General features: G+C 71.3%; 20 protein-coding genes. 8 read left to right on the top strand and 12 right to left on the bottom strand.

Annotated elements, in window-relative coordinates:
• Positions 1-47: 47 nt before the first annotated feature.
• Positions 48-371, bottom strand: coding sequence for a hypothetical protein (locus tag AMK33_RS02090; RefSeq protein WP_073930927.1), 324 nt, complete (start codon positions 369-371; stop codon positions 48-50).
• A 133-nt stretch (positions 372-504) separates the two neighbouring features.
• Between AMK33_RS02090 and AMK33_RS02085 the strand changes: the two genes are divergently transcribed.
• Positions 505-1,326, top strand: a complete 822-nt coding sequence (locus AMK33_RS02085; RefSeq protein ID WP_073930926.1) for a rhomboid family intramembrane serine protease — start codon at positions 505-507, stop codon at positions 1,324-1,326.
• A 7-nt stretch (positions 1,327-1,333) separates the two neighbouring features.
• Here AMK33_RS02085 and AMK33_RS02080 read toward each other — a convergent pair whose 3' ends face one another.
• Both AMK33_RS02080 and hemE read right to left on the bottom strand, forming a co-directional pair.
• Positions 1,334-3,379, bottom strand: coding sequence for a SpoIIE family protein phosphatase (locus AMK33_RS02080; RefSeq protein ID WP_079194713.1), 2,046 nt, complete (start codon positions 3,377-3,379; stop codon positions 1,334-1,336).
• 101 nt (positions 3,380-3,480) lie between these two features.
• Complete coding sequence (hemE, locus tag AMK33_RS02075) at positions 3,481-4,575, bottom strand: uroporphyrinogen decarboxylase (protein WP_073930925.1); 1,095 nt, start codon at positions 4,573-4,575, stop codon at positions 3,481-3,483.
• A 129-nt stretch (positions 4,576-4,704) separates the two neighbouring features.
• On the opposite strand from hemE, the gene AMK33_RS02070 reads away from it, so the two are divergent.
• The 3 genes from AMK33_RS02070 (at position 4,705) to AMK33_RS02060 (ending at position 7,725) form a co-directional block, all read left to right on the top strand.
• Positions 4,705-5,388 (top strand): DUF3000 domain-containing protein, encoded by a 684-nt coding sequence (locus AMK33_RS02070; protein WP_073930924.1) that lies wholly within the window; start codon positions 4,705-4,707, stop codon positions 5,386-5,388.
• A gap of 268 nt (positions 5,389-5,656) precedes the next feature.
• Positions 5,657-6,316 (top strand): helix-turn-helix transcriptional regulator, encoded by a 660-nt coding sequence (locus tag AMK33_RS02065; protein WP_073930923.1) that lies wholly within the window; start codon positions 5,657-5,659, stop codon positions 6,314-6,316.
• 128 nt (positions 6,317-6,444) lie between these two features.
• The gene (locus AMK33_RS02060) at positions 6,445-7,725 is read left to right on the top strand and encodes a ribonuclease D (protein WP_073930922.1); all 1,281 of its coding nucleotides are present in this window, start codon (positions 6,445-6,447) and stop codon (positions 7,723-7,725) included.
• A 138-nt stretch (positions 7,726-7,863) separates the two neighbouring features.
• On the opposite strand, the gene AMK33_RS02055 is transcribed toward AMK33_RS02060, so the two are convergent.
• Genes AMK33_RS02055 through AMK33_RS02045 form a run of 3 tightly spaced genes read right to left on the bottom strand, consistent with a single transcriptional unit; the run spans position 7,864 to position 10,960 of the window.
• A complete protein-coding gene (locus AMK33_RS02055) occupies positions 7,864-8,694 on the bottom strand; it encodes a carbohydrate ABC transporter permease (RefSeq protein ID WP_073930921.1) in 831 nt (276 codons plus the stop codon).
• The gene (locus tag AMK33_RS02050) at positions 8,691-9,644 is read right to left on the bottom strand and encodes a carbohydrate ABC transporter permease (protein ID WP_073930920.1); all 954 of its coding nucleotides are present in this window, start codon (positions 9,642-9,644) and stop codon (positions 8,691-8,693) included. Before AMK33_RS02050 ends, AMK33_RS02055 begins: the two co-directional genes overlap by 4 nt.
• Positions 9,644-10,960 carry an ABC transporter substrate-binding protein gene (locus AMK33_RS02045; protein WP_073930919.1) on the bottom strand — a complete coding sequence of 439 codons (1,317 nt, stop codon included), beginning with the start codon at positions 10,958-10,960 and terminating at the stop codon, positions 9,644-9,646. Before AMK33_RS02045 ends, AMK33_RS02050 begins: the two co-directional genes overlap by 1 nt.
• A 151-nt stretch (positions 10,961-11,111) precedes the next feature.
• Between AMK33_RS02045 and AMK33_RS02040 the strand changes: the two genes are divergently transcribed.
• From AMK33_RS02040 to AMK33_RS02025, 4 genes are all read left to right on the top strand, one after another.
• Positions 11,112-13,496: a glycoside hydrolase family 2 protein gene (locus tag AMK33_RS02040; protein ID WP_073930918.1), complete on the top strand. Its 2,385-nt coding sequence runs from the start codon at positions 11,112-11,114 to the stop codon at positions 13,494-13,496.
• Positions 13,493-14,527 carry a LacI family DNA-binding transcriptional regulator gene (locus tag AMK33_RS02035; RefSeq protein ID WP_073930917.1) on the top strand — a complete coding sequence of 345 codons (1,035 nt, stop codon included), beginning with the start codon at positions 13,493-13,495 and terminating at the stop codon, positions 14,525-14,527. The genes AMK33_RS02040 and AMK33_RS02035 overlap by 4 nt, the downstream gene beginning before the upstream one ends.
• Before the next feature lie 300 nt (positions 14,528-14,827).
• The gene (locus AMK33_RS02030; protein ID WP_073930916.1) at positions 14,828-16,045 is read left to right on the top strand and encodes a thiolase family protein; all 1,218 of its coding nucleotides are present in this window, start codon (positions 14,828-14,830) and stop codon (positions 16,043-16,045) included.
• Complete coding sequence (locus AMK33_RS02025; RefSeq protein WP_073930915.1) at positions 16,042-18,171, top strand: 3-hydroxyacyl-CoA dehydrogenase NAD-binding domain-containing protein; 2,130 nt, start codon at positions 16,042-16,044, stop codon at positions 18,169-18,171. The genes AMK33_RS02030 and AMK33_RS02025 overlap by 4 nt, the downstream gene beginning before the upstream one ends.
• A gap of 51 nt (positions 18,172-18,222) precedes the next feature.
• On the opposite strand, the gene AMK33_RS42750 is transcribed toward AMK33_RS02025, so the two are convergent.
• From AMK33_RS42750 to AMK33_RS02000, 6 genes are all read right to left on the bottom strand, one after another.
• Positions 18,223-18,369 (bottom strand): hypothetical protein, encoded by a 147-nt coding sequence (locus AMK33_RS42750; RefSeq protein WP_167748546.1) that lies wholly within the window; start codon positions 18,367-18,369, stop codon positions 18,223-18,225.
• 10 nt (positions 18,370-18,379) lie between these two features.
• The gene (locus AMK33_RS02020; RefSeq protein ID WP_073930914.1) at positions 18,380-19,069 is read right to left on the bottom strand and encodes a hyaluronoglucosaminidase; all 690 of its coding nucleotides are present in this window, start codon (positions 19,067-19,069) and stop codon (positions 18,380-18,382) included.
• 116 nt (positions 19,070-19,185) lie between these two features.
• Positions 19,186-20,580 carry a GDSL-type esterase/lipase family protein gene (locus AMK33_RS02015; RefSeq protein ID WP_073930913.1) on the bottom strand — a complete coding sequence of 465 codons (1,395 nt, stop codon included), beginning with the start codon at positions 20,578-20,580 and terminating at the stop codon, positions 19,186-19,188.
• A 13-nt stretch (positions 20,581-20,593) separates the two neighbouring features.
• Positions 20,594-22,690, bottom strand: coding sequence for a glycosyltransferase family 4 protein (locus AMK33_RS02010; protein WP_073930912.1), 2,097 nt, complete (start codon positions 22,688-22,690; stop codon positions 20,594-20,596).
• Positions 22,687-24,447, bottom strand: coding sequence for a stealth family protein (locus AMK33_RS02005; protein WP_073930911.1), 1,761 nt, complete (start codon positions 24,445-24,447; stop codon positions 22,687-22,689). Before AMK33_RS02005 ends, AMK33_RS02010 begins: the two co-directional genes overlap by 4 nt.
• Entirely contained in the window at positions 24,444-26,066 is a 1,623-nt protein-coding gene (locus tag AMK33_RS02000; protein ID WP_073930910.1) for a sugar phosphotransferase, read from the bottom strand. Before AMK33_RS02000 ends, AMK33_RS02005 begins: the two co-directional genes overlap by 4 nt.
• Positions 26,067-26,076: the final 10 nt, after the last annotated feature.

The raw sequence follows: 26,076 nt of genomic DNA, 5'->3' as shown, positions 1-26,076 counted from the left end.
GGCGCCCCGCACTCGGCCCCGCCCCTACGGCGCAAACCGAACAACCCTCACGCCGTCCCGTTGATCCTCTCGATCGCCTGCCGCGCCTGCTCCGCCGGCGGGCGTGACGGCAAAGACGCCACCGACGCACCGGCGTCCTGCGGAGCCGCCGGCGCAGGCGCCCGCGCCGCCGCCTGCGCAGCCCCCCGCACCGACCGCAACCGATGGCTCACCGCCTCCTCCAACGTCACCGGCCGCCGCATCTGCGAGGCGAGCCGCCCCGCCTCCTGCCCCAGCCGGGCGACGTCCTCCCACGGAAGGCGCACCACGAGCGTGAGCTCGGCCTCGCCGTCGGGCAGCGCGTGCATCGCGGGAGTCACTCGGTCGTTCATCGCCAGTTTCCTCACGTCGGCCCCGCGGCCCCTTCCCCGCGCCGCGGACGGTTGACGAGTCATACGCACGACCGGACGGCGGTGTTCAGCGGCGCCGCGGATTCACCGGCCGCCGCCCGGGCACAAGGGGGATGTGGTCATCCCCGTCCATGACGTGAACCCCGCGCGGCGCACCCCCTGGGTGACGTACGCGCTGCTCGCCGCCAACTTCGTCGTCTTCGTCGTCCTCACGCCCGGTGTCGCCGGCTCTCTGGCCGGCGGGAGCGACCTGGCCGACCTGTGCCATCTCCAGGCGTTCCTGGACCGGTACGCGGTGGTGCCGCAGGAGCTGATCCACCACCGGATGCCGAACCTGGTGCCCACGGGTGGCACCGGGGTGGGCCCGCAGGGTCCGGGATGCGTGATCGGCCCGCCGGGCTACGACAAGTCACCGGAGCTGAGCGTCCTGACGGCGATGTTCCTGCACGGCGGCTGGCTGCACCTGCTGGGCAACATGCTGTTCCTGTGGATCTTCGGCAACAACGTCGAGGACCGCATGGGCCACGTCCGCTTCCTGCTCTTCTACGCCGTCTGCGGTTACGCGGCCTCGTACGGTTTCGCCCTGCTGAACGCCGACTCGGGCGAGCCCCTGATCGGCGCCTCCGGGGCCGTCGCCGGGGTGCTGGGCGCCTACCTGGTGCTGTATCCGAAGGCGCGCGTGTGGGTGCTCGTACCGTTCCTGGTCTTCCTGCCGCTGCGGCTGCCCGCCTGGATCGTGCTGGGCATGTGGTTCGTGCTCCAGGCGGTGTACTCGTCCGGCCAGGGCGTCACCGACGCCGGGACGGTGGCGTACGTGGCGCACGTCGTCGGCTTCGTGGCCGGCATGCTGCTCGCCTGGCCGCTGCGCCGGGGCACTCCCCCGCCGCCCGAGCCGCGCGGCATCGTCTTCGGGCGGCGGGCGCGGCCGGGCTGGTAGTCCGCCCCTACCGGCCGGCTGTCCCGTGCTCGTCCGCGGGGGTCATGGGCAGGCGCAGGGCCAGCAGGGCCACGTCGTCGTCGTTGTCCACGGTGAGCTGGTCGGCGAGCAGCGCGTCGCAGAAGGCCTCCAGCGGGTGTCCGACGGCGGCCGAGGCGTGCAGCCGCAGCCGCTCCAGGCCGACGGCCAGGTCCTCCTCGCGGCGCTCCACCAGCCCGTCGGTGTACAGCAGCAGGGTCGAGCCGGGCAGCAGCGGCTCCACGGCGCTGGCGTACTCGGGCTGGGGATCGAGTCCGAGCATCGGGGACCGGGCCCCGGTCAGGAAGCGCGCGGTGCCGTCCGCCCCGACCAGCAGGGGCGGAGGGTGTCCCGCCACGGAGTAGTTGAGCTGGAAACGGCCGGGGGCCGGGCGTTCGACGCGGGCCAGGACGCAGGTGGCGGTGAACTCCAGGTAGAGGGTCTGCACGGCGACGTCCAGCCGGCGCAGGATCGTGCCGGTCGGTTCCTGGCGGTCCAGGGTGAGCCCGCGGAGCATGTTGCGCAACTGGCTCATGGTGACGGCGGCGGGCAGGTCGTGGCCGGAGACGTCGCCGATGGTGAGGACGGTGGCGCCGTCGCGCAGCACGAACGAGTCGTACCAGTCGCCGCCGACCTCGGCGGCCGCGGTGCTGGGCCGGTAGCGGACGGCGATGTCGAGGCCGGGCACGTCCGGCGGATCGGTGAGCAGGCTGCGCTGGAGGGCCAGCGCCACCTGCCGGGTGCGCTGGTACTCCAGGGCGTTGCTGAGGGGGGTGTGGGCCCGTTCCAGGAGGGTCTGCAGCAGGCCGATCTCGGTCCGGCCGAGGGGAGGGCGGTCGCCGCTGGTGGAGACGGTGACCAGGGCGGCGGTGGTGCCGCCGACGACGACGGGGAACACCACGACGCTGTTGACCCCCTCGGCCAGCCAGGGTTCGCCGTCGGGCGGGGCGATCTCCGGCGGGGGTTCGCCGGGCGGGAAGACGGCGTGGAGCGGGCTGCGCCGGTCGGCGGCGCGGGCGAGCGGGCTGCCGGGCCGCAGGTGCTCCTCGCGGTGCGGGGGCAGGTCGGGCAGGCCCTCGCAGGTGGTCGCGGTGATGCGCTGCGCGGTCAGCGGGGTGCCGGGCAGCCGGTGCAGGGCGTGCGGGAGGATGTGGACGGTGCAGCCGTCGGCGATGTCCGGCACGATCACATCGGCGAGGGCGGTGAACATCTCGTCCAGCCGTACGATGCCGGCCGTGGCGGTGGTGGCCCGCGCCAGCAGTTCCTCACGGCGGGTCTCCTGCCACTGCTGTTCGACGTCCGCGCAGGTGCCCATCCACTCGATCACCGTGTCCCCGTCGCGCACCGGTGCGGCGTCGACGGCGAAGTGACGGTAGCCGCCGGTGGCCAGCCGCAGCCGGTAGGTGTGGGTCCAGCGGGGCGCCTGCTCGTCCAGCGCCCGCTGCCACGACTCGACGGTGGCGGCGCGGTCGTCGGGGTGGAGGGCGTCGATCCATCCGTCGCCGCGGAACTCCTCCCAGCTCTGCCCGGTCACTCGCTGCCAGCCGGGACTCGGCTCGGTGACCCCGCCCATGGGGCCCGTCACCCACACGATCTGGGAGCTCGCGTTCACCAGGCTGCGGTAGCGCTGCAGCGCGCGGCGGCGCTCCTCGGACAGGACACGGATCCGTTCCTCGCTGGTCACCTGCTCGGTGACCTCGACGATCACGCCGAGCACGCCGTGCCGGCCGTCGCTCATCGTGGCGTGGGAGATGCTGAACGAGAAGTAGCGGGTTCCGCCGTCCGCCGAGCCGGGGTAGGCCAGGTCGACGGGTACGGCGGTGAGCACCTCGGCCGTGCCCGTGGCGAAGACCCGGTCGAAGATGTCGAAGTAGCCGGACTGCGCGAGGTCGGGAAAGGCGTCGCGGATCGTCCGGCCCAGCGGACGGTCGCCGAAGATCTCGCGGTAGACCTGGTTGGTGTACGCGAGCCGGTGGTCCGGCCCCTGGGTGAAGACCACACCGATCGGGGCGGGGTCGAACATCTCGAGCCTCATGGGGCCTCCACCTGCCGGTACCCGGGAGCGAACATGGCGGGCGACGTGTGCCCAGTACCCCGCCCCCGGGTTCCGACGCGCGCGGCGCGTACGCGGTGGGTTCAGTGCGCCGTCTGTGTGTGGACGTACTCCACGAGGCGGGTCAGGGCGTCCGGGTCGGTGGACGGCATGACGCCGTGGCCGAGGTTGAAGATGTGGCCCTCCAGGCCGGCGGCCGTGTCCAGGACCTCCCGTGCCTTGGTCTCGACGGCCTCCCGGCCGGCGAACAGCACGGTCGGGTCCAGGTTGCCCTGGAGCGCCTTGCCGGGGCCGACGCGGCGGGCTGCCTCGTCCATCGGGACGCGCCAGTCGACGCCGACGACGTCCGCGCCGGCCTCGCCCATGAGCCCCAGCAGCTCGCCGGTGCCCACGCCGAAGTGGATGCGCGGGACGCCGTGGCCGGCCACCGCGTCGAACACCTTCGCCGAGGCGGGCAGCACCGAGCGCCGGTAGTCGGCGGGGGCGAGCGCGCCGGCCCAGGAGTCGAAGAGCTGGACGGCGGAGGCGCCGGCCGCGATCTGCACCTCCAGGAACGCGGCCGTGATGTCGGCGAGGCGGTCGAGCAGGTCGGCCCAGAGCTCCGGGTCGCCGTACATCATCGCCTTGGCGTTCTCGTACGTACGGGACGGGCCGCCCTCGACGAGGTAGCTCGCGAGGGTGAACGGGGCGCCCGCGAAGCCGATGAGCGGGGTGGACCCGAGCTCGCGGGTCAGCATGCCGATCGCCTCGGTGACGTAGGAGACGTCCTCGGGGGTGAGGTCGCGCAGCCGGGCGAGGTCGGCGCGGGTGCGCACGGGCTGCTCGACGACCGGGCCGATGCCGGGCTTGATGTCGAGGTCGATGCCGATGGCCTTGAGAGGTACGACGATGTCGCTGAAGTAGATCGCCGCGTCGACGTGGTGGCGGCGCACCGGCTGGAGCGTGATCTCGGTGACCAGGTCGGGGCGCATGCAGGAGTCGAGCATCCCGATGCCCTCGCGGACCTTGCGGTACTCCGGCAGTGAGCGCCCGGCCTGCCGCATGAACCACACCGGCGTGTGCGGCACGGGCTCGCGCCGGCACGCCTTGAGGAAGGCGGATTCCTGGACTGCGTCGTTCCTGACGGGATCGGGGGTCGCGGTCGGCGTCTGGCCCGTCGGGCTTGCGTTGGCACTCACACCGGCAAGTCTCGCACGACCCGCCGGCGCGCCCGGACCCCAGGGCCCGCCCGGCGGGATCCGGACACCGCCGGGCGGCGCGGGTGTCCCTCCCTGCGCCGGAAGCCCGTTCCGCTTAATCTTCCCCGCATGGCTGCGGCTCAGGGACGACTGTCGGACGGCGCTGGCGGAATGGACGAACGGAAGGAGACCGGAGGGGACTCCGGACAGGGGGGTGCGGGGGGTGCGCCCCCGCTGCCCTTCCGGACCGCTGTCGAGGCGCTGCGCGGCGCGCGGCTGCGGACACAGATCGAGGTGGATCCCGCGCCCGCCCCGAAGCGGCTCGCCCCGTACGCGTACGCGCTGGAGGCGGCGGTCGTCGACGGCGAGGAGGATCTGGCCGACGGGCGGCTGGTGCTGCTGCACGATCCGGCCGGGCACGACGCCTGGCGGGGCACCTTCCGTCTGGTGACGCTGGTGCGCGCGGAGCTGGAGCCGGAGATGGCGGCGGACCCGCTGCTGCCGGACGTGTGCTGGTCCTGGCTGACCGGTGCGCTGGCGGCGCGCGGACTGACGTACGGCGAGCCGAGCGGCACGGTGACGCGGGCGAGTTCCCACTACTTCGGCGGGCTGTCCGCGCGGCCCGCCGCCTCGCAGATCGAGATCAGGGCCTCCTGGACGCCCCGGGAGGGCCTGGGCGGGGCCCCGGACACGGCCGCCCATCTGGTGGCGTGGTCCGATCTGCTGGCGCAGGTCGCGGGGCTGCCGCCGGCCGCCGCCGGGGACGCGTCCGTGGTGACGCTGCCGCAGCGGAGGGGGCCGCAGTCGCGCTGAACCTCCCGCTCGGGACTCCCGGCGATCACCATCGCCCATCTCTTTGTCGACACGGCCACTTTCGGAAGCGTTACGACGCGGATCGAAACCGTTCGGTCTTCGAATGATCGCTCGTGCGTCCGAATTGCTCGGATTGTTACTCATCACTTCGTGATCATTCGTTAAAGGACACCAGGTTTATTGCCGAAGACGACTGTGACCTTGAAAGCACGGTTCGTCCCCACTGCACCCCCCACGAGCCGGCCCCGTCCCGCACCCAGGAGGCCTGGTGTCCGTTCTCCTCGAGCAGCCCGCAAGCCTGGTCGCCTACCGCCCGAACAAGCCGACCGCCATGGTGGTCGTGGCCGACCCGCGCGTCCGTTCCACCGTCACCCGCCATCTGTGGGCGCTCGGTGTACGCGATGTCATCGAGGCCTCGTCCGTCGCGGAGGCTCGTCCCCGCATCGGCAACCCCCGCGACATCTGCGTCGCCGAAGTCCATCTGCCGGATGGTTCCGGCCTCACCCTCCTCTCCGAGACCCGCGCCGCCGGCTGGCCCAACGGCCTCGCCCTCTCCGCCGCCGACGACATCGGCGCCGTACGCAACGCGCTGGCCGGCGGAGTGAAGGGGTACGTCGTCACCGGCACCCGCACCAACCTCGGGCTCCCCACCCGCCCCGGTGCCGCCCCCATCGGCGCCGCCGCCCGCCTGCACCGCCGCCCCCCGGGTGCCCCGAGCCACCCGGGCGGCTACCGGGAACTGTCCGGCCGCGAGGTCGAGGTGCTGCGACTGGTGGCGGAGGGCCAGTCGAACAAGGCGATCGGCGTCTCCATGGGCCTGTCCGCACTGACCGTCAAGAGCCACCTCGCCCGCATCGCCCGCAAGCTCGGCACGGGCGACCGCGCCGGCATGGTGGCGGTGGCCCTGCGCACCGGCATCATCCACTGACCACCCCGCCCCGCCCACGGGCTCACGAACACAATCTTTCACCCTGCTGACCGGAATACGACCCACCGGCGCCCGTCACGGAACACAACCGGCGACGGGCGCCTTCACGGCACGGATACCCTTGACAGGTGACCGACGCCCACGACACCGCAGCAGACCGTTCACTGCGCACCACCGGAGGCGCCCCTCCGGACGACGGCGGATCTTCTGCTACGGAGGCGCCGATCCCCTTGCTCGAACCGCGTGAGGGCGTTCCGCCCGTGATCGCGGACGAGGCCGCCCTCGCCGAGGTGGTCGCCGCCTTCGCCGCGGGCAGCGGCCCCGTCGCCGTGGACGCCGAGCGCGCCTCCGGCTACCGCTACGGCCAGCGCGCCTACCTCGTCCAGCTGCGCCGTGAGGGCGCCGGCACCGCGCTGATCGACCCCGTCGCCTGCCCCGACCTGTCCGGTCTCGGCGAGGCTCTGTCCGGCGTCGAGTGGGTGCTGCACGCCGCCACCCAGGACCTGCCCTGCCTCCGCGAGATAGGCATGGTGCCCACCCGCCTCTTCGACACCGAGCTGGCCGGCCGCCTCGCCGGGTTCCCCCGCGTCGGCCTGGGCGCGATGGTCGAGAACGTGCTCGGTTTCGTCCTGGAGAAGGGCCACTCCGCCGTCGACTGGTCCACCCGCCCGCTCCCCGAGCCCTGGCTGCGCTACGCCGCCCTCGACGTCGAGCTCCTGGTCGACCTGCGCGACGCGCTGGAGAAGGAGCTGGACCGGCAGGGCAAGCTGGACTGGGCCCGGCAGGAGTTCGACGCGATCGCCTCGGCACCGCCGCCCGAGCCCCGCAAGGACCCCTGGCGGCGCACCTCCGGCATGCACAAGGTGCGCCGGCGCCGGCAGATGGCCGTCGTACGGGAACTGTGGCAGACCCGCGACCGGATCGCGCAGCGCCGGGACGTCTCCCCCGGCAAGGTGCTCTCGGACGCGGCGATCGTGGAGGCCGCGCTCGCCCTCCCGGCCAACCTCCACGCCCTCGCCGCGCTCAACGGGTTCGGGCAGCGCGTGGGGCGGCGCCAGCTCGAGCAGTGGCAGGCGGCCGTCGACCGGGCGAAGGCGCTGGGCGAGGACCGGCTGCCCCAGCCCGGCCAGCCGGTGACCGGCCCCCCGCCGCCGCGCGCGTGGGCCGACAAGGACCCGGCGGCGGCGGCACGGCTGTCCGCGGCGCGGGCGGGGGTCAGTGCGTTGGCCGAGCGGCTGAACATGCCGCCCGAGAATCTGATCACGCCGGATACGGTGCGGAGGGTTTGCTGGGAGCCGCCGAAAATTGTCAGTGCTGAGGCTGTCGCCTCGGCACTGACGGGATACGGAGCCCGGGTGTGGCAGGTCGAGCAGGTCACGCCTGTGCTGGTTGCCGCACTGTCCGCCTAGTCACCGTACGGCGGGTTTCGTCGTACGGCGGGTGCGGGCTGTGTGTGGCTGGTCGCGCCCACGCGGCGGAGCCGCGAATCGACTCGGCCCCGCGCACCTGTGGGCGCCTCCTTTCAGGCGCCCCTACCTCCTTGGTCCCTACTTCGTCGCCCCCCTCGTGAAGCCGTTGTAGATGAAGCGCTGGAGGAAGAGGAAGACCAGCAGGGTGGGGAGGATGACCAGGACCGCGCCTGCCGAGATGGTTTCCCAGTGGGCGCCGAAGGGGCCCTTGAAGCGGAACAGGGACGTCGAGATCACGCCAAGATCTTCGGAGGGCATGTAGAGGAAGGGGATGTAGAAGTCGTTGTAGACGTTGATCCCCTTCACGATCACGACCGTCGCGATCGCCGGTTTGAGCAGCGGGAAGATCACCTTGCGGTAGATCGCGAAGGCGTTGGCGCCGTCCAGGCGGGCCGCCTCGTCCAGGGAGACGGGGATGGAGCGGATGAACTGCAGGAAGATGTAGATCGACACGATGTCCGTGCCCATGTAGAGCGCGATCGGCGCCCACAGGCTGTCGAACATGCCGAAGCTGTTGACGATCTGGAAGGTCGCCACCTGGGTGGTCACCCCGGGCACCAGCGCGGCGAGCAGGAACAGGGCGACGACCAGCTTCCTGAAGCGGAAGTGGAAGCGGTCGATCGCGTACGCCGTCATCGAACCGATGAGGATCGTGCCGCCGACGGCGACGACCAGGATGATCGCCGTGTTGCCGAACGCGGACAGCATCTGGCCGTCCCGGAACGCCGTCACGTAGTTGTCGAAATTCAGCGGGTCGTCGGGCAGCGCCAGCGCTCCGCTGCCGTTCGCCATCTCCTTCGAGGACTTCAGCGAGGTCAGGAAGACCACGGTGAGCGGCAGCAGCACGACGAGCGTGGCGAGGATCAGGGACAGGTACACGAGGGCGCGGGCCACGGTGCGGCGGGTCATACCAGGTCCACCTTCTCGTCGGGGACGATGCGCCGCTGCACCCAGGTGACCGCCAGGACGATCAGCAGCAGGACGACGGCGGCGGCCGAGGCGAGGCCCGTCTTGTTGAACTGGAAGGCCAGCTTCACGGTCTGGATCACGAAGGTCTCGGTGCCGGTGGCGCCGCCGGTCATGATGTACGGGATCTCGAAGACCGAGAGCGAGCCGGAGACGGAGAGGATCACGCTGAGGCCCAGGATGGGCTTGATGCCGGGCGCGATGATGTACCGGAACTGGTGCCAGCGACTGGCTCCGTCGATCTCGGCCGCCTCGTACAGCTCGCCCGGGATGGACTGGATGGCGCCGAGGAAGAGGACGAAGTTCAGGCCCAGGTAGCGCCAGACGGAGACGCCGGCGAGTGAGGTGTTCGCGGAGAACGGCGTGCCCAGCCAGGCGTGGTCGGTCCCGACGCCGAGCAGGCTCAGTACGGAGTCGAGAGTGCCGCCGTCCTGGAAGAAGTAGAGGAAGACGAAGCCGATCGCCACCCCGTTGATCAGGTACGGGAAGAACAGCACACCCTTGAAGAAGTTCCGGAAGCGGACGTTGAAGCTGAGGACCGTGGCGAAGTAGAGGGCGAGGACGATCTGCACCACGGAGGCGACGAGGTAGTAGCCGCTGACGAAGAAGACCTCGAACAGCTCGGACCGGGTGAGGAGTTCGGTGTAGTTCTCGGTGCCGGTCCAGTTCAGTTCGGGGCTGACGCCGTCCCAGTCGGTGAAGCTGTACGCGAGCATGTTGGCGATCGGCGCGTAGGTGAAGGTCAGCAGCAGGGCCAGCGGGGCGACCAGGAAGAGCCACGGGGTGAGGCGGCGCGACAGCCGGGTGCGGCGCGGGGCCGGCGCGGCCCGCTTCGGCCCGGCGGGCGCGGCCGGGGCGACCGGCCGCGCCGCCTTGCGGGTGGTGTCCGTCATCAGGACCCCAGCGAGTTCCGCGCCTCGGCCCACCGCTTGCCGAGGTCGCCCAGATAGTCGTCGAGGCCGCCCCCGCGGGCGCCGCGGGCGAGGTCGACGAGTTCCTGGCGGTAGTCGGGCTTGTAGATGCCGACCTCGGACTGGTTGTCGATGGCCTTCACCTCGGCGCCCTTGCTGTCGTCGAGGTCGATGAGCTTGACGCCCTTCTCCTCGTACGGCTGGAGGATGTCGGGCAGCGGGGCGTCCTTCAGCGGGGACAGGGCCAGGTTGGCCGCCGCGTAGCCGGACTTGTCGGTGAACCAGTCGATCCAGGCGCGGGCGGCTTCCTTGTGGTCGGAGTTGACGTTGACGGCCTGCTGGTAGTCCGGGGAGGTCACCGCGCAGAAGGCGCCTTCCCGCTGGGCGGGGAAGGGCATGAAGCCGATGTCGGCGGGGTCGGTGCCGGCCTGCTCGGCGGCGTCCTGCATCTGGACGACGGCCCAGGATCCGAGCCACATGGTGGCGATCTCGCCCTTGGCCAACTTGGGCTTGGACCCTTCCCAGTTGGTGGTGGTCGGGTCCTTCTCCGCGAGTCCGCCGCTGACGATGTCGTGGAGCAGGGTGTCGCCCACGCGCAGGTCGGCGCCCTCGGCCCACGGGTCGCCCTCGGCGAGCTCCGTGGTGGCCCCGGTGTCGCAGCTGACGGAGCCGTTGACGTTGGTCCACTGGGTCAGCGGCCACATGTCCTTGAAGTTGGTGTAGTACGGCACCGCGTCGGTCTTCGACTTGATCGCCTTCAGGTCGTCGAGGAACTCGGCGGGGGTGGTGGGCCAGTCGGTGACGCCGGCCTGGCTCCACACCTTCTTGTTGTAGATGAAACCGGGGACGACACCGACGGGGCTCTGGCCGTAGACCTTGCCGTCGACGGTGGAGTAGTCGGTGAAGCGGTACTTGGCGCCGCGTTCGGCCTTGGTGCCGAGGGAGGCGAAGAACTTCGGGTAGTCCTTCTTCTGGATGACGGCCGGGATCATGAGGACGTCGCCGTAGTTCTCCGTGTTCATACGGATCTTGACCTCACCCTCGTAGTCGGTGAGGCCGTCGAACTCGACCTTCACACCGGGGTAGGTCTTGTTGAACTCGGCCGCGTACTTCTTCATCGTCCCGTCCTGCACCAGGTCGGTCCGGTGGGTGAGGACCGTGATGGAGCCCTTGACCTCGGACGGGTCGTCGGGCGCCTCGGCGTCCGCGCCCCTGGAGGAGCCTCCCGTGCCCGTGCAGGCGGATGCCAGCAGGGCGAGGGTGGCGATCGATCCGGCGAGTACCTTGCGGCGGTTCATGTGCACCAGCTCCGTTCACGGGGCGGACGAGCACGATTGGGTTGGCTGGTTCGGCACTCTGGCAGCCACTTATTGAACCGGTAAAGTCGCGATTACGCCATCAATGACGAAACATTTCGCTGAGCTTGCGTAGACCGATTTAGGAGTGTGCATGCGTCAGGTCGCCCCGCTCACCGACGGATGGATCCTGCGGCACCCGGACGGCACGGGGGACGCCCTCCCAGCCTCGGTGCCGGGGTGTGTGCACACCGATCTGCTGGCGGCCGGGCTGATACCCGACCCGTTCCTCGGCCGGAACGAGGCCGAGGTGGCGTGGGTGGGCCGGCGGGAGTGGACGTACGAGACGGAGCTGACCGCCGGGGCGGGCGCGCACGAGCGGACGGATCTGGTCTTCGACGGTCTCGACACCGTCGCCGAGGTCCTGCTCGACGGCCGGTCGCTGGGCCGGACGCGGAACATGCACCGCTCGTACCGTTTCGACGTGACGGGGCTGGGCGGGCGGCTGACGGTGCGGTTCGCCTCCGCGTACGCCGAGGCCGAGGCGGTGCGCGGCACGCTGGGCGAACGGCCGGGAGCGTACGCCGAGCCGTACCAGTACATACGCAAGATGGCCTGCTCGTTCGGCTGGGACTGGGGGCCGACGCTGGTGACGGCCGGGATCTGGCGGCCGGTGCGGCTGGAGCGCTGGTCGACGGCCCGGATCGCCCGGGTGCGCCCGCTGGTGACCGTGGAGGACGGCACGGGGCAGGTCGAGCTGGCGGTCGACGTGGAGCGCTCCCGGACCGGGGCACCGCTCACCGTGGAGGCGGGCGTCGGCGGCGTACGCGCCCGCGCGGAGATCGACGGGACGCGCGGGACCGTACGGCTGCGGGTACCGGACGTACGGCTGTGGTGGCCTCGCGGGTACGGCGAACAGCCGCTGTACGACGTCGAGTTGACGCTGCTGCACGGCGAGGGCGCGCTGGACTCGTGGCGGCGCCGGATCGGGTTCCGGACGGTGGGGCTGGACACCTCGGCCGACACCCACGGCACCGGGTTCACCCTGGTCGTCAACGGGGAGCGGCTGTTCGCGCGGGGCGTCAACTGGATCCCGGACGACGTCTTCCCGTCCCGGATCACCCGTGAGCGCTACCGGCGGCGGCTGGAACAGGCGGCCGGCGCGGGCGTCGACCTGGTCCGCGTCTGGGGCGGCGGGATCTACGAGAGCGAGGACTTCTACGACGCCTGCGACGAGCTGGGGCTGCTGGTCTGGCAGGACTTCCCCTTCGCGTGCGCGGCCTACCCCGAGGAGCAGCCGCTGCGCGGGGAGGTGGAGGCGGAGGCCCGGGAGAACGTCGTACGGCTGATGCCGCACCCCTCGCTGGTGCTGTGGAACGGCAACAACGAGAACCTGTGGGGGTTCAGGGACTGGGACTGGGAGCCGGGGCTGGCCGGGGACTCCTGGGGCGAGGGCTACTACCTGGGCGTACTGCCGCGCGTGGTCGCCGAGTCGGACCCGACGCGGCCGTACACGGCGGGCAGCCCCTGGTCCGGTTCCTGGCTGCACCACCCCAACGACCCGGCGCACGGCACGCACCACTCCTGGGATGTGTGGAACCGCACCGACTACGCCGACTACCGCCTCCATGTACCGCGTTTCGTGGCCGAGTTCGGCTGGCAGGCGCCGCCCGCGTACGCCACGCTGCGGCGGGCGCTGCCCGGGGAGGAGCTCGCGCCGGACTCCCCCGGCATGCTGCACCACCAGAAGGCCGACGACGGCAACGGCAAGCTGGAACGCGGCCTGGCCCGCCACTTCGCCCTCCCCGAGGGGGACTTCGACCGCTGGCACTATCTGACGCAGGTCAACCAGGCGCGTGCGGTCGCCGCCGGGATCGAGCACTGGCGCTCGCACTGGCCGGTGTGCGCGGGCACGGTGGTGTGGCAGCTCAACGACTGCTGGCCGGTGACCTCGTGGGCCGCGATCGACGGGGACGGGCGGGAGAAGCCGCTCTACCACGAGCTGCGGCGGCTGTACGCGGACCGGCTGCTGACCGTGCGGGCGGGCGGGGACGGCGGTCTGGTGGTGGCGGCCGTGAACCAGGCCGCCGAGGGCTGGCACGGCACGCTGCGGCTGCGCCGGATGTCCGTGGACGGCACGGTGATCGGGGAGGCGGACCCGGTGCTGGCCGCCGAGGGGCGGACGGTGGCGGTGACCGAGGTCCCGGCGGGGCTGGTTCCGGTCGGGCCGAAGGAGTTCCTGGTCGCCGACGCGGACACGGTGAGGGCACTGCACTTCCCCGTACCGGACCAGGAGATCCCGTATCCGCGTCCGGAGTTCGAGGTCGCCCTCGCGCCGGACGGGATCACGGTCACGGCCCGCACCCTCGTACGGGACCTGCTGCTCCAGGCCGACCGGCTGGACCCGGAGGCGGTGGCCGACCGGGGGCTGGTGACCCTGCTGCCCGGGGAAGAGGTGACGATCGGGGTGCGGGGCTGGAAGACTCCGGACCCGGACACCGCCCGTTCCGCCCTGTACTGCGTGGAGCCCACTCGATGACGGCAACGCCGCTCCCCCGCGTCACCATCAAGGACGTCGCCGCACGCGCCGGTGTGTCCAAGGGGGCCGTGTCCCTCGCCTTCAACCAGAAACCCGGCCTGTCGGAGGCGACCCGCGACCGGATCTTCCGGGCGGCGCGGGAACTGGGGTGGGCGCCGAGTTCGACCGCGCGCACCCTGGCCGGTTCGCGGGTGGACGTGGTGGGCCTTGCGGTGTGCCGGCCCGCCCGGCTGCTCGGCCTGGAGCCGTTCTACATGGAGTTCATCTCCGGGGTGGAGAGCGTCCTGGTCGAGCGGTCCTGCTCGCTGCTGCTGCGGCTGGTGCGCAGCCCGGACGAGGAGGTCGGGCTGATGGAGTCGTGGTGGAGGGGCCGGCAGATCGGCGGGTCGATCCTGGTGGACTTCCGGGCCGACGACCCCCGCCCTGCGGTGGCCGAGCGGCTGGGGCTGCCGGTGGTGGCCGTCGGGCACCCGTCGCTGACCGGCGGGCTGACCTCCGTATGGACGGACGACGCCACGGCCGTGACCGAGGCGGTGCGGTACCTGGCGGCGCTCGGGCACCGGCGGATCGCCCGGGTGGGCGGCGCGGCGGCGCTCGGGCACACCTCGATCCGTACGACCGCGTTCGACGAGGCGGTAGGGGCGCTGGAGCCGGCCGCGCGGGCGTGGCAGGTGGCGACGGACTTCTCCGGGGACGCGGGCGCGCGGGCGACCCGCTCACTGCTGACCGCCGCGCCGCCGGAGAGGCCGACGGCGATCGTGTACGACAACGACATCATGGCGGTGGCGGGGCTGTCGGTGGCGGCGGAGATGGGGCTGCGGGTACCGGACGACGTGTCGCTGCTGGCGTGGGACGACTCACAGCTGTGCCGGCTGACGCATCCGACGCTGTCCGCGATGAGTCACGATATCCACGGCTTCGGGGCGGAGGTGGCCCGGACGCTGTTCGGTGTCATCACCGGGGAGGGGCCGGGGTCCCACCCCGTGCCGACCCCTGTGCTGACCCCCCGGGGTTCCACCGCCCCACCGTGATTCGCCCCCGCCGCCCCTTCCCATTCCCGTCCCCCCGGGGGCGCTGCCCCCGGAACCCCCGCTCCTCAAACGCCGGAGGGGCTGATTTCCAGCCCCTCCGGCGTTTGAGGAGCGGGGTCTGGGGCGGAGCCCCAGGGCCGGGACGGGAAGGGGCGGCGGGGGCGAAAAACCCCTCACCGGACGCCGCCGGACGTGTGATGTTCGCCGCTCCAGCCGACGGGACTGTGCAGTCACGTTACCCACAAGTAGCATGACCCGTAAGCAAGCGCTCAGCGTCCCGCACCCTGGAGGAGAGCCATCGTGCCTCGTACCGTCAGGGACGTCGTCTTCGTCGACGGCGTCCGTACCCCGTTCGGCAAGGCGGGCCCGAAGGGCATCTACCACGAGACCCGCGCCGACGACCTCGTCGTGAAGGCGATCCGGGAGCTGCTGCGCCGCAACCCCGGCCTCGACCCGAAGAAGATCGACGAGGTCGCCATCGCCGCGACCACGCAGATCGGCGACCAGGGCCTGACCATCGGCCGCACGGCCGGCATCCTCGCGGGCCTGCCCACCTCGGTCCCGGGCTACTCCATCGACCGCATGTGCGCCGGCGCGCTGACCGCCGTCACCACGGTGGCCGGCTCCGTCGCCTTCGGCGCGTACGACGTCGCCATCGCGGGCGGTGTCGAGCACATGGGCCGCCACCCGATGGGCGAGGGCGTGGACCCGAACCCGCGCTTCGTCTCCGAGAAGCTGGTCGACGAGTCCGCCCTGTTCATGGGCATGACCGCGGAGAACCTGCACGACCGCTACCCGCACATCACCAAGCAGCGCGCCGACGAGTACGCGGTCCGCTCCCAGGAGAAGGCCGCCAAGGCGTACGCCAACGGCAAGATCCAGGCCGACCTGGTCCCGGTCTCCGTACGCCGCACCAACGCCGAGGCCGGCGAGACCGGCTGGGGCCTAGTCACCGCCGACGAGCCGATGCGCCCGGGCACCACCCTGGAGAACCTGGCCGGTCTGAAGACCCCGTTCCGCGTCCACGGCCGGGTCACCGCCGGCAACGCGGCCGGTCTGAACGACGGCGCCACCGCCTCGCTCATCGCGAGCGAGGACTTCGCCCGCGAGAACGACCTCCCGGTCAAGATGCGCCTGGTCTCCTACTCCTTCGCGGGTGTGGAGCCCGAGGTCATGGGCTACGGCCCGATCCCGGCCACGGAGAAGGCCCTGGCCCAGGCCGGCCTGTCCATCTCCGACATCGGTCTGTTCGAGATCAACGAGGCCTTCGCCGTCCAGGTCCTCGCCTTCCTGGACCACTACGGCATCGCCGACGACGACGAGCGCGTCAACCAGTACGGCGGCGCCATCGCCTTCGGCCACCCGCTGGCCTCCTCCGGCGTCCGTCTGATGACGCAGCTGGCCCGCCAGTTCGAGGAACAGCCGAACGTCCGCTACGGCCTGACCACCATGTGCGTCGGCTTCGGCATGGGCGCGACGGTCATCTGGGAGAACCCGCACTTCGAGGGGGACAAGTGAGCACCACCGCAGAGCTGTTGAAGGGCGCAGCCGAGCTGTTCCCCGGCGAGGTCGTCACCACGGCCCACGTACGCCACTTCGAACTCCCCCTGGGCGTCGGGCGCTTCGCGCTCATCACCCTGGACAACGGGCTCGACCACACCAAGCCGACCACCTTCGGCCCCCAGTCGCTGGCGAACCTCGACACCGCCGTCGACCAGGTCGAGAAGGAGGCCGCGGACGGCGAGATCGTCGGCGTCGGTATCACCGGCAAGCCGTTCATCTTCGCGGTCGGCGCCGACCTCAAGGGCGTCGAGCTGCTGAAGCGGCACGAGGACGCGCTCGCCATCGGCAAGGGCGGCCACGACGTCTTCAAGCGGCTGTCGAAGCTGGCCGTGCCGACGTTCGCGTACTACAACGGCGCGGCGATGGGCGGCGGCGTCGAGGTCGGCCTGCACTGCACCTACCGCACGGTGTCGGCGGCCATCCCGGCGTTCTCGCTCCCCGAGGTCTTCCTCGGCCTGGTCCCCGGCTGGGGCGGCTGCGCCCTGCTGCCGAACCTGATCGGCGCCGACAAGGCCGTCTCGGTCATCATCGAGAACAGCCTCAACCAGAACAAGCAGCTCAAGGGCGCGCAGGTCCACGAGCTCGGCATCGCGGACGCGATCTTCGAGGGCGCGGACTTCCTGGAGCAGTCGCTGATCTGGACGGCGGCCGTCCTCAAGGGCGAGATCGTCGTCGAGCGTCCGGTGATCGACCGCGGTGAGGCCTGGGACCAGGCCGTCGCGCGCGGCCGGTTCATCGCCGACTCCAAGGTGCACGGCGCCGCCCCGGCCGCCTACCGCGCCCTGGACATCATCGCCGCCGCCAAGGACGGCGACCTCCAGCGGGGCTACGACGCCGAGGACCAGGCCCTCGCCGACCTCATCATGGGCGGCGAACTGCGCTCCGGCATCTACGCCTTCAACCTGGTGCAGAAGCGCGGCAAGCGCCCGGCGGGCGCCCCGGACAAGTCGCTGGCCCGCCCGGTCACCAAGGTGGGCGTCGTCGGCGCCGGCCTGATGGCCTCCCAGCTCGCGCTGCTCTTCCTGCGCCGTCTGGAGGTCCCGGTCGTCCTGACCGACATCGACCAGGAGCGCGTCGACAAGGGCGTGGGCTACGTCCACGCGGAGATCGACAAGCTGCTCGGCAAGGGCCGTATCAACCAGGACAAGGCGAACAGGCTGAAGGCCCTGGTCTCCGGCGTCCTGGACAAGGCCGAGGGCTTCGCGGACGCCGACTTCGTCATCGAAGCGGTCTTCGAGGAGATGAGCGTCAAGCAGAAGGTGTTCGCGGAGGTCGAGGCGGTCGCCCCGGCGCACGCGATCCTCGCCACCAACACCTCGTCCCTCTCCGTGACGGAGATGGCGTCGAAGCTGAAGCACCCCGAGCGGGTCGTCGGCTTCCACTTCTTCAACCCGGTCGCGATCCTGCCGCTGCTGGAGATCGTCCGCGGCGAGCGGACCGACGACGCGGCGCTGGCCACGGCGTTCGGCGTCGCCAAGAAGCTGAAGAAGACCGCAGTACTGGTCAAGGACGCCCCGGCGTTCGTCGTCAACCGCATCCTGACCCGCTTCATGGGCGAGATCCAGAACGTCATCGACGAGGGCACGCCGGTCGAGGTCGCGGAGAAGGCGGTGGAACCGCTCGGCCTGCCGATGTCCCCGCTGGTCCTGCTGGAGCTGGTCGGCCCCGCGATCGGCCTGCACGTCTCGGAGACCCTCAACCGGGCCTTCCCCGAGCGCTTCACCGTCTCCCCGAACCTCAAGGCGGTCGTCGAGGCCGGCAAGCGCGGCTTCTACGTCTACGACAGCGGCAAGCCCGAGCTGGACCCGGAGGTCGCGGCACTGCTGAAGCAGGGCGACACCGTCCTCACCGAGGAACAGGTCCGCGCCCGCGTCCTGGACGCGGTGGCCCAGGAGATCGGCCTGATGCTCGCCGAGGGCGTCGTCGCCGAGGCCCAGGACATCGACCTCTGCCTGATCACCGGCGCCGGCTGGCCCTTCCACCTGGGCGGCATCACACCGTACCTGGACCGCGAGGGCGTGTCGGAACGGGTGAACGGGAAGCGGTTCCTGGAGGCGGGCGTGGCCTCGGTCCCGGCGTGACGGTCGTACGCGACTGAAGGGGGCCTCCGCGGTGCGCGGAGGCCCCCTTCGTCATGCGCCGGCCTTCTCGGCCGCTTCGAGCCGCGCCCTCAGCTCGGCGTTCTCCGCCTCCAGGGCGGCTATGCGCTTGCGGGCGAAGTACAGCTCCATGACGGCGTCGTGGAACTCGGAGACGAGTTGCTCAGGAGTCAGTTGCATGTTCTCGTCCTCACGCCAGCGGGACCGGCTTGCCGTCGCCGCCCTTCCAGAACAGCTTGCCGCCCTGGGCGTAGAGCGAACCGCCGCCGGCGGCGGCGGGCGCGTTGGTGGGGACCGAGTCGACGTCCGCGAGCCGCAGCGCGCCCTCGGCGAGGATGGCCGACTCGGCGTCGGCCCCCTGGACCACGTGGAGCTGGGACTGGGGGGCGTCTCCGCGACTGACGTTGATACCCGTCAGACCGTTGCCCTTGACGACGAAGTCGTCCACGTCCGGGTTGTTCCGCAGGATGATCAGGGCGCCCTTGGTCGGCCCGTCGGTCGCGGTGACGAAGATGCCCTGGGCGGCGGTGCCCTGGGTCTTGAGGTCGATCGAGAGGCCGGAGGCCCCGGGGTCCGACCCGTCGGCGTAACCGACGTGCGCGATCTTCAGGGTGCCGCGCTGGCCCTGCTCATGGCCGGTGATGTACATCGCGGACGACACCGGGTTGACCGATGTCACGTTCAGCGCCGCACGGTCGCCGGTCGTGGCCTTGTAGTTGATGGTGACCACGTGCTCGGTCGGCGAGTCGCCCCAGAACGAGGCCGGCGAGGTGTACGGCGTGTACGCGTCCTCGGCGGCGGCCGCCGCCTCCGATCCGGTGGCGACGGTGACGGCGCCCGCGGTGAAGGCACCGAGGAACACTCTTCGTCCCACTGTCATGCGTTCTCCCCGATCGAGGTTGTCAGGTGAAGATCTTCCCAGGTGATGTTCCCTCACCTTCGGCGGCGAGTCATCCCCGCGCCGATCACAACGAGCGTTCGGGGCGGTGCCCGGCTCTACCAGTCGCCGGTGAAGGGACGGTGCTCACACACGTCACCGCACACGTGGCGCGAGGCGCCGAAGGAGCGGATGGGGCTGTTCTCCGGAACACCGACGACCTTGAACGTCGTGCTGGCCGGCGCCGACTCCGTCGCCCCGAAGAGAGCGATCGCCTCCACCGTATGGGTGCCGGGACGCCAGGGATGACCGTGCCTGAACCCCCATTCGCCCTTCTCGTCGACACCGGTCGCCCCGATGAGCAGGCCGCGTTCCATCAGCACGACCTTCGTGGCGCCGGGCTGGACCTTTCCGGAGAAACGGGGCCGTGGCCCGCAGAACGCTCCCTCCGAGGGCACCGAGATCACGGGCGGCAGCACCTCCGTCCGCACGGTGAACCGGCGCTCCAGCACCGGTGAGCAGCCGTCGCCACGCAGTCCGACGCACTGGACGACGTGCTCCCCCGCCGTCCAGTTGACGGAGCGGCGCCAGATCCACTGGCCGGCGCCGCCGACCTGGGTGCCACCGATGTACTGGCCCTGCTCGAAGAAGAGAATGTAGTCGGTGCCGGGCGCCGCGCTACCGGAGAACTTCACCATGGGACCGGCCAGCGCGCCCGTCGCCGGCTTGGACACGGCGGGAGGCTCACCGACCGGCTGCGCGTAGTGCAGCGCCGACTCGGGTGACTGGATGGTGAACTCGGTGGAGACGGGCGGCAGGGTCGGCGGCGTCATGAGCGTGGTGACGTCCACGTCCGCCTTGTCGAGGACGCCGAGGTTGCACAGCTCGGACACGACGACGCGGGCCACCTGGAAGGCACCGGCGTGGTTCAGGTGGGAGGAGTCGATCTGTCCGTCCGGGTGGAGGGGGTGCTCCCCCGCGTCGACCCAGGAGAAGTACTGCCGCAGGCGGGTCGGGCCGATCTGGGCCCACAGTTCCATGGTGCGGCCGGTCAGGTCAATCACCGGGGCGCCCAGTTCGGCGGCGACCTCCAGCATGGCCCGCGGGTACTCCCCCCGCGTGTTCAGCACCTCGCCGGTGGCCGAGAAGGCGTAGCGCGCGCAGGGGGTCACCAGGACCGGCACGCCTCCCTCCGCGTGGATGTACTGCACGAAGAGCCGGAGCAGTTCCTGGTACTCGGGCACGGGCACGTAGCGCATACCGTTGTGGATCATGTGGTCGACGCCGCCGAAGCCGATGAGCACGATGTCGCCGCGCTTCATGCGGTTGAGCATCGCAGGGAAGCGTTCGGTGAAGTACTTCCGTGTGGTCATGGCGCTCCGGGCGTAGTTGGCCACGGCGACCGTCCCCACCAGAAGGTCCTCGATCTTCTGTCCCCAGCCCGCCATCGGGGCTTCTTCGTCCGTCCGCGGGGCGGGTACGGAGTCCCCGAGGACGAAGATGGTTCGGTTCACTGATTTCTCATTCCTAGCGGTCGACCACGTTCATGGCCATGGCTCCCGAAGCCGAGCAGTAGGGCCGCACCCACACAGGGCGGACCGGGTGGACGACGGCGTACTCCGACGTCTCGTCCCCGACGAGCGGCAGAGACGGGTAGGCGTAGGCGCCCTTGACGTCGGGGAAGTCCTCCAGCAAGTGGCACACGCGCACCTTGCGCCGGTCCAGCGGGTCCGGCTGCAACCACCAGTCCCAGTCCTCCCAGCGCTCCAGCCGGTGGTCGACGACCCGGCGCACCGGCACCTCGGCGCGGAACGCCTGCCGGCCTAGCACCTGCACGGGCACGGTGAAGTTCTTGCCGTACCGGCCTCGGCGGCTGACGACGAACAGTGCTCCCGGCTCGATCCGTCGGCCCCCGCACAGCACGCCCCGCAGGGTGATGGCCCCGTCGCCGATCTCGACTCCGGTGCACTCGGCGTGCTCCTCGCGCAGCACCGTGCGCAACATCAGCCGGCCGTTGGGCTGGGCGTAGGGCAGGTTCCAGGTGGTCGGTCCGGTCGGCGGGCGGCCGACGAGGCGTGCGCGCGCGTCGATGAGCGCCCGGGTGTCACGGAGGCCGGCCTTCATGTGCACGTGTGCCGATTTGGCCGATCGCATCGTCACCTGCCAGCGTCCGTCGCCGAGTTCCTCCAGTGACGCGGGGCTGAGCGCGGCGGTGTAGCGGGTCCCGCCGTTGTCCAGGTGTGTGCGGGACGTGCGCAGCGGAAGGTCGGGGCTCCGGTTGCCGCCCGAGGGCTTGTGGCGCAGCACGTACTGCCAGCGGTGGCGGCCCTCCCCCGGGCCGTCGGCGCTGAAGTGCAGCCAGCCCGCGCCGTCGGCGGTGACGTCCACCGTCGCCGCGCCGAGGGCGGTCGGCGGCACGGTGGCCTGGACGGCCGCGGCCTTGCGCGGACCGGCCGGTGCGCGGTAACCGCGGGCGGCGGCGGCCCGGCGGCGGGCGGCGTCCTCGAACAGCTTCACGTAGCGGTCCGCCACGGCGGCCGGGTCGTAGCGGGCCGCGTTGCGCAGCGCGGCCTCACCCATGGCGCGGCGCAGCGGCTCGTCGGCCATGAGGCGGCGCAGCCCCCAGGTGATCCCCTCGACCTCGCCGTTGGGCACCAGGAAGCCGTCCTCGCCGTCGCGGAGGATTTCCCGGGGGCCCACGGGACAGTCGGTGGAGACCACGGGCAGTCCGCAGCGCATCGCCTCGACCAGGGTCATGCCGAAGGACTCGGCGCTGGAGGTGACGGCCGCGATGGATCCCTTGGCCCACTCGGACTCGATCGGCGAGAAACCGCCCATGAGCAGCGCACGGCCGTTCAGCCCGAGTTCGGTGACCAGCGCCCGCAGCTTGCCGGCCTCGCCGCCGTCGCCGTAGATGCGCAACTGCCAGTCGGGGAACTCCTCGGCCAGACCGGCGAAGGCGCGGATCAGCAGGTCGTACCGCTTGATGCGGTGCATGCGGCCGGCGCTGACCACGATCTTGCGGGTGCAGTCGGAGGGCTCCACGGTCGGCTGTGGCACGCTGTTCGGGATGCCGACCACGGAGATACCGGGGATCGGGGTGTTCTCCATGAAGGAGCGTGCGTCGGCCTCGGTGACCGTCGTGATCGCGTCCAGCCGCGGGTAGACCCGTGCCATCTCGGCACGCACGGCTGGCGGGATGGCCAGGTGGGTCATGTGCTCCTGTGCGACGCGCAGGGCGCCGTCCCTGGTGTGGGCGGCGACGAAGAGGTTGAGGCTGGGCCGGGTGCCGACGACCACGTCGGCGTCGGTCTTCCTCAGCTCCCGGATGATGCGCTCGTCGGTGAACCGGCTGTACTGGGCGTAGAACTCCTCCTGGCGGGGGACCACCTCGCTCGGTTCCTTGCTGCCCGCGGCACTGCGGTCGGCCGACCCGGGACGCAGGTCGACGAGGGCCCGGACCGTGATGCGCGGGGATATCTCGAACTTGGTGGTGTTCGCACGCCGGAAGACGGAGACGATCTCCACGTCGTGGTGGACGGAGAGGGCCTCGGCGAGGTTGATGACGGTTCTGTTGGTGCCGCCGATGCCGTAGATGTTGTTGATGAGGAAGGAGATCTTCACCTGACCTCGCGCTCCTTCCGCTCGAAGGGACTGGGTACCGGGTAGTAGGACTCGAGGAACGCGCCGAGCATCGCCGTCTGGCGGTCGGTGTCGTTGCCGTCGGAGAGGGTGTCGTTGATGCAGAACGCCTGCCGGTCGCGACGGGCCAGCAGGATGCCCAGCCGGCGCTGGATCTCGGGCTTGGCGAGGTCGAGGTAGGCGAACTTGATGTCGGCCGGCACGGCCCGGCCGGTGAAGTAGGCGTAGTAGTGGTACAGCGAGGAGGGGATGGAGATGTCGGTGGGGCTGCGGAACCGGCTGTGCGAGGTCTGCCAGTGCGCTTCCCGGTACTCGTGCTCGATCTCCTGCAGCACGCTGCGGCGCAGGGCGTAGGGCGCGTGCCGGAGCTTCTGGACGATGACCGTGCCGAAGTTCTCCAGGAGCAGCCGCCGGTTGTTCTTCCCTGCGGCGTCGACCGGCCGGTCCACGGGGCTGGAGTCCCAGCGGGGCACCTGGGACGGCGAGAAGAAGGTCCGGGTCATGCCGTTGGACAGGAAGAAATCCTGGGGCGTGACGGGGCGGCCGAGGAACATGTCGTCGTTGAGGTAGAGGAAGTGCTCCGCGAGGCCCTTGATGTGGTGCAGGCGGCTCTCGATGGCGTGCGAGTTGAAGGTGGGCAGCGCGGCCGGGTCGGCGAAGATCTCGGAGTGGTCGACGACGGTCAGGCGCGGATGGCTGTCGTTGAGCCAGGCCGGACGCTGCCGGTCCGTCACCACGTAGACGTGGCGCACCCAGGGGGCGTTCTGTTCCAGGGCCCGTAGGGAGTAGCGCAGTTCGTCGCGGCTGATGTACCGGGCCGCGTTCGCCGACTCGGTGTGGTAGCCGCCCCCGTAGACGCTGCGTCGCTGCTGCCAGGCGGGGTCGTTGCCGTCGACCCAGGTGTAGACGACATCGACGGGGAAACGGACGTCCTCGGGCAGGGGGTCGGCGCACGCCTGGAGGGTGCGCACCGAGCGGGTGCGGCGGGTGTGCAGGGCGGCGAAGCCGGTCAGTCGGCTGACCGGCACGGTGACGCGGGCCTCGTGCGGTGACACGTCCTCCGTGACGCGGTTGGGGCGCGGCGCCACGAGGCGTCCGTCCTCCGGTCGCCAGAACTCGATGTCGCAGCTGTGTTCCAGGCCGAGCACGAGCGTGCCGGTGGGATCACTCCACACCATGCCGACCCGCAGTACGGCCGCGTGCCGGGCCAGTTGCCGGCCGGGGCGCGAGCCCGCCAGCGCCGCCCTGCCCTGTGGCGTCTCCCCACGGCAGGCCCGCAGATACACGGGGCTGTGCCCGGCGCAGCGTTCCAGCGCCCTGCCGACCCGATCACGGTCGGCCTCGGAAACGGCGAGGCAAGAACGGAAGTCGGAGGCCCCGCGGATCGCGAAGTAGTCGATGCCCGCCTCCTCCAGTGCGGTCACGACCAGTTCGAGGTTGGCCTCCCGCAGACCGAGCGGTGAGACGGTGGGCCGGACGAGGGCGATCCGGTCTCCGTGTCCGGCCAGCGCGGCGAGCCGCTCTCCCTCGCCGAAGAGGTGCGGCCAGCGGCGGCGGGCCCGGACGCCGCGGAACAGCCGGGGTGCCAGGGAGAACACGTGCAGTCGGCGAAGCACGTGCTTGAGCACCATGCGCAGCCGCGGGGGGACACGGCGTGCGATACGACGTCTGAGGCCGGCCGGGACCAGGCTGCGGTAGACCCCGACCGCGGCGGACGCCTCGGGGTTGCCTGTGCTCACGAGTGGTTGTCCGGATCTGTGGAGGTCCCCGGGCGGTCGTGCTCGAAGACGCTGGGGACGGGGAAGTACTGGTGCAGGAAGCGCACGACGGTCTGGGTTCCGCCGCCGGTTCGCGCTTCCCCGGTGCCCAGCCCGAAGAACTGCAGCTGCTGCAGGTCCCGGCGGACGAGCAGCCGCTCCAGGCGGGTGCCGATGCCGGGCAGTGCCGCGTGCAGCGCCACCGAGGTCTCTCCCGACGGGTCGGCGAGGCCGGCGACGTACCCGAAGTGGTGGACCATGCCGTCCATCGGGTGGGTTCCCGGCACGGCGGGCAGGAGCTGGTCGTCCGCGACGGGCAGCGGGCGCGCGCCCGTCTCCGCGAGCCGGGTGAGGGTGTCGGCCCGGTAGGGCTGGGGGCCCGGAGCGTAGCCGTGCCCGGTGAGGCGGCCCGTGGCGGAGTAGCCGGCACGGACCCACTCGGTGAAGGACTCCGCCGCGTTCCACGGGCCGCGCCGCGGACGGGTTCCGCCGCTGGGTGTGAAGTAGTCGAAGGGACGTACCGGGCGGCCGATCAGCGCCCCGGGACGCAGCAGGAGGAAGTGGTCGGCCACGTCGGGGAGCTGGTCCAGCTGCCATTCGGCGCCGGGCCGGGCGCGGACAACGCTGAGCCGTTCGTCCGCCTTCAGCCAGGCGGGCGGCTCCGCCTGGGCGACGACGTGCACGACGTCGACCCACGGCGCGTACTGGTGCAGGGACCGCAGGGCGGCGCGCAGCAGCTCCTCGCCCCATGGCGTGGGGTGCTGCCACAGGAGCACCGCGTCCACGGGGAAGGCGATCTCCTCCAGCCGTACGACGTCGAAGTTCTCCAGGGTGATCGTCGGCTCCAGGTCGCCGTCGATGTCGCAGTAGCCGGACAGCCGGTCGAGGCCGATCTCGATGCCGGGTGCTTCGGCGGGTACCGCGCGCTGGACCCGGTTGGGGCGTGGGCCGATGAGCCGTTCGTGGGGCAGGTCGGTGTTGGTGGTCCAGAACTCGATCTCGATGCCCTGGTCCTCGCCGAGCCACAGGTGCTCCGTGGGATCGGTGCGGAGCCAGGTCAGGCGGATCACCTTGGCTTTGCCGTAGTTCTTCCACGCCCTGACGTGGCTGCCCGGGATCTCACGGGTGTCGCCCGCGGACGGGGAGACGGAGACGACGTAGCCGGTGTGTTCCTCCAGCAGCGCGCGCAGCACCCGGCGCACCGTGCCCTTGTCCCGCTGTTCCACGGCGATGCAGAGCCGGCGGTCGTCCAGGGCGGGCACGGCGAACCAGGGAACCTCGGCCGTGTCGAGCGCGTGGGTGACCAGGTCGTGGTCGAGCCGGCGGGCGAGGTCGACGGTGAGGCCGGTGTGCACGTGGGCGACCCTGCCGTCGGGTGCCTGCGTACGGCGTTCGGACTGTCCGAGCCCCGCTCGGCGCACGCGCCGCAGGGCCTTGCGGTGCAGTCGGGCCTCTCGGCGGCTCAGGGTGCGTGCGAGGCCGCCCTTGACCTTGCGCCGCACGCCCGCCGGGAGCGTGGTCGCTGCCGCCGAGCGCACCGGCTGGGGGACGAACCGCCGGTAGACGTGGGCCGCGGAGCTCATCGACGTCGGATGGGACACGTCATGAACT

This window comes from Streptomyces sp. CB02400, from assembly GCF_001905725.1.
GTDB lineage: Bacteria > Actinomycetota > Actinomycetes > Streptomycetales > Streptomycetaceae > Streptomyces > Streptomyces atrovirens.
The sequence above is the reverse complement of the archived record's forward strand: the minus strand, read 5'-3'. Positions and strand labels throughout refer to the sequence as shown.

Coding starts and splice junctions, on each gene's coding strand:
- AMK33_RS02090 (WP_073930927.1), bottom strand. CDS start 371: ATGAACGACCGAGTGACTCCCGCGATGCACGCGCTGCCCGACGGCGAG.
- AMK33_RS02080 (WP_079194713.1), bottom strand. CDS start 3,379: ATGAGGCTCGAGATGTTCGACCCCGCCCCGATCGGTGTGGTCTTCACC.
- AMK33_RS02070 (WP_073930924.1), top strand. CDS start 4,705: ATGGCTGCGGCTCAGGGACGACTGTCGGACGGCGCTGGCGGAATGGAC.
- AMK33_RS02055 (WP_073930921.1), bottom strand. CDS start 8,694: ATGACCCGCCGCACCGTGGCCCGCGCCCTCGTGTACCTGTCCCTGATC.
- AMK33_RS02050 (WP_073930920.1), bottom strand. CDS start 9,644: ATGACGGACACCACCCGCAAGGCGGCGCGGCCGGTCGCCCCGGCCGCG.
- AMK33_RS02045 (WP_073930919.1), bottom strand. CDS start 10,960: ATGAACCGCCGCAAGGTACTCGCCGGATCGATCGCCACCCTCGCCCTG.
- AMK33_RS02040 (WP_073930918.1), top strand. CDS start 11,112: ATGCGTCAGGTCGCCCCGCTCACCGACGGATGGATCCTGCGGCACCCG.
- AMK33_RS02035 (WP_073930917.1), top strand. CDS start 13,493: ATGACGGCAACGCCGCTCCCCCGCGTCACCATCAAGGACGTCGCCGCA.
- AMK33_RS42750 (WP_167748546.1), bottom strand. CDS start 18,369: ATGCAACTGACTCCTGAGCAACTCGTCTCCGAGTTCCACGACGCCGTC.
- AMK33_RS02020 (WP_073930914.1), bottom strand. CDS start 19,069: ATGACAGTGGGACGAAGAGTGTTCCTCGGTGCCTTCACCGCGGGCGCC.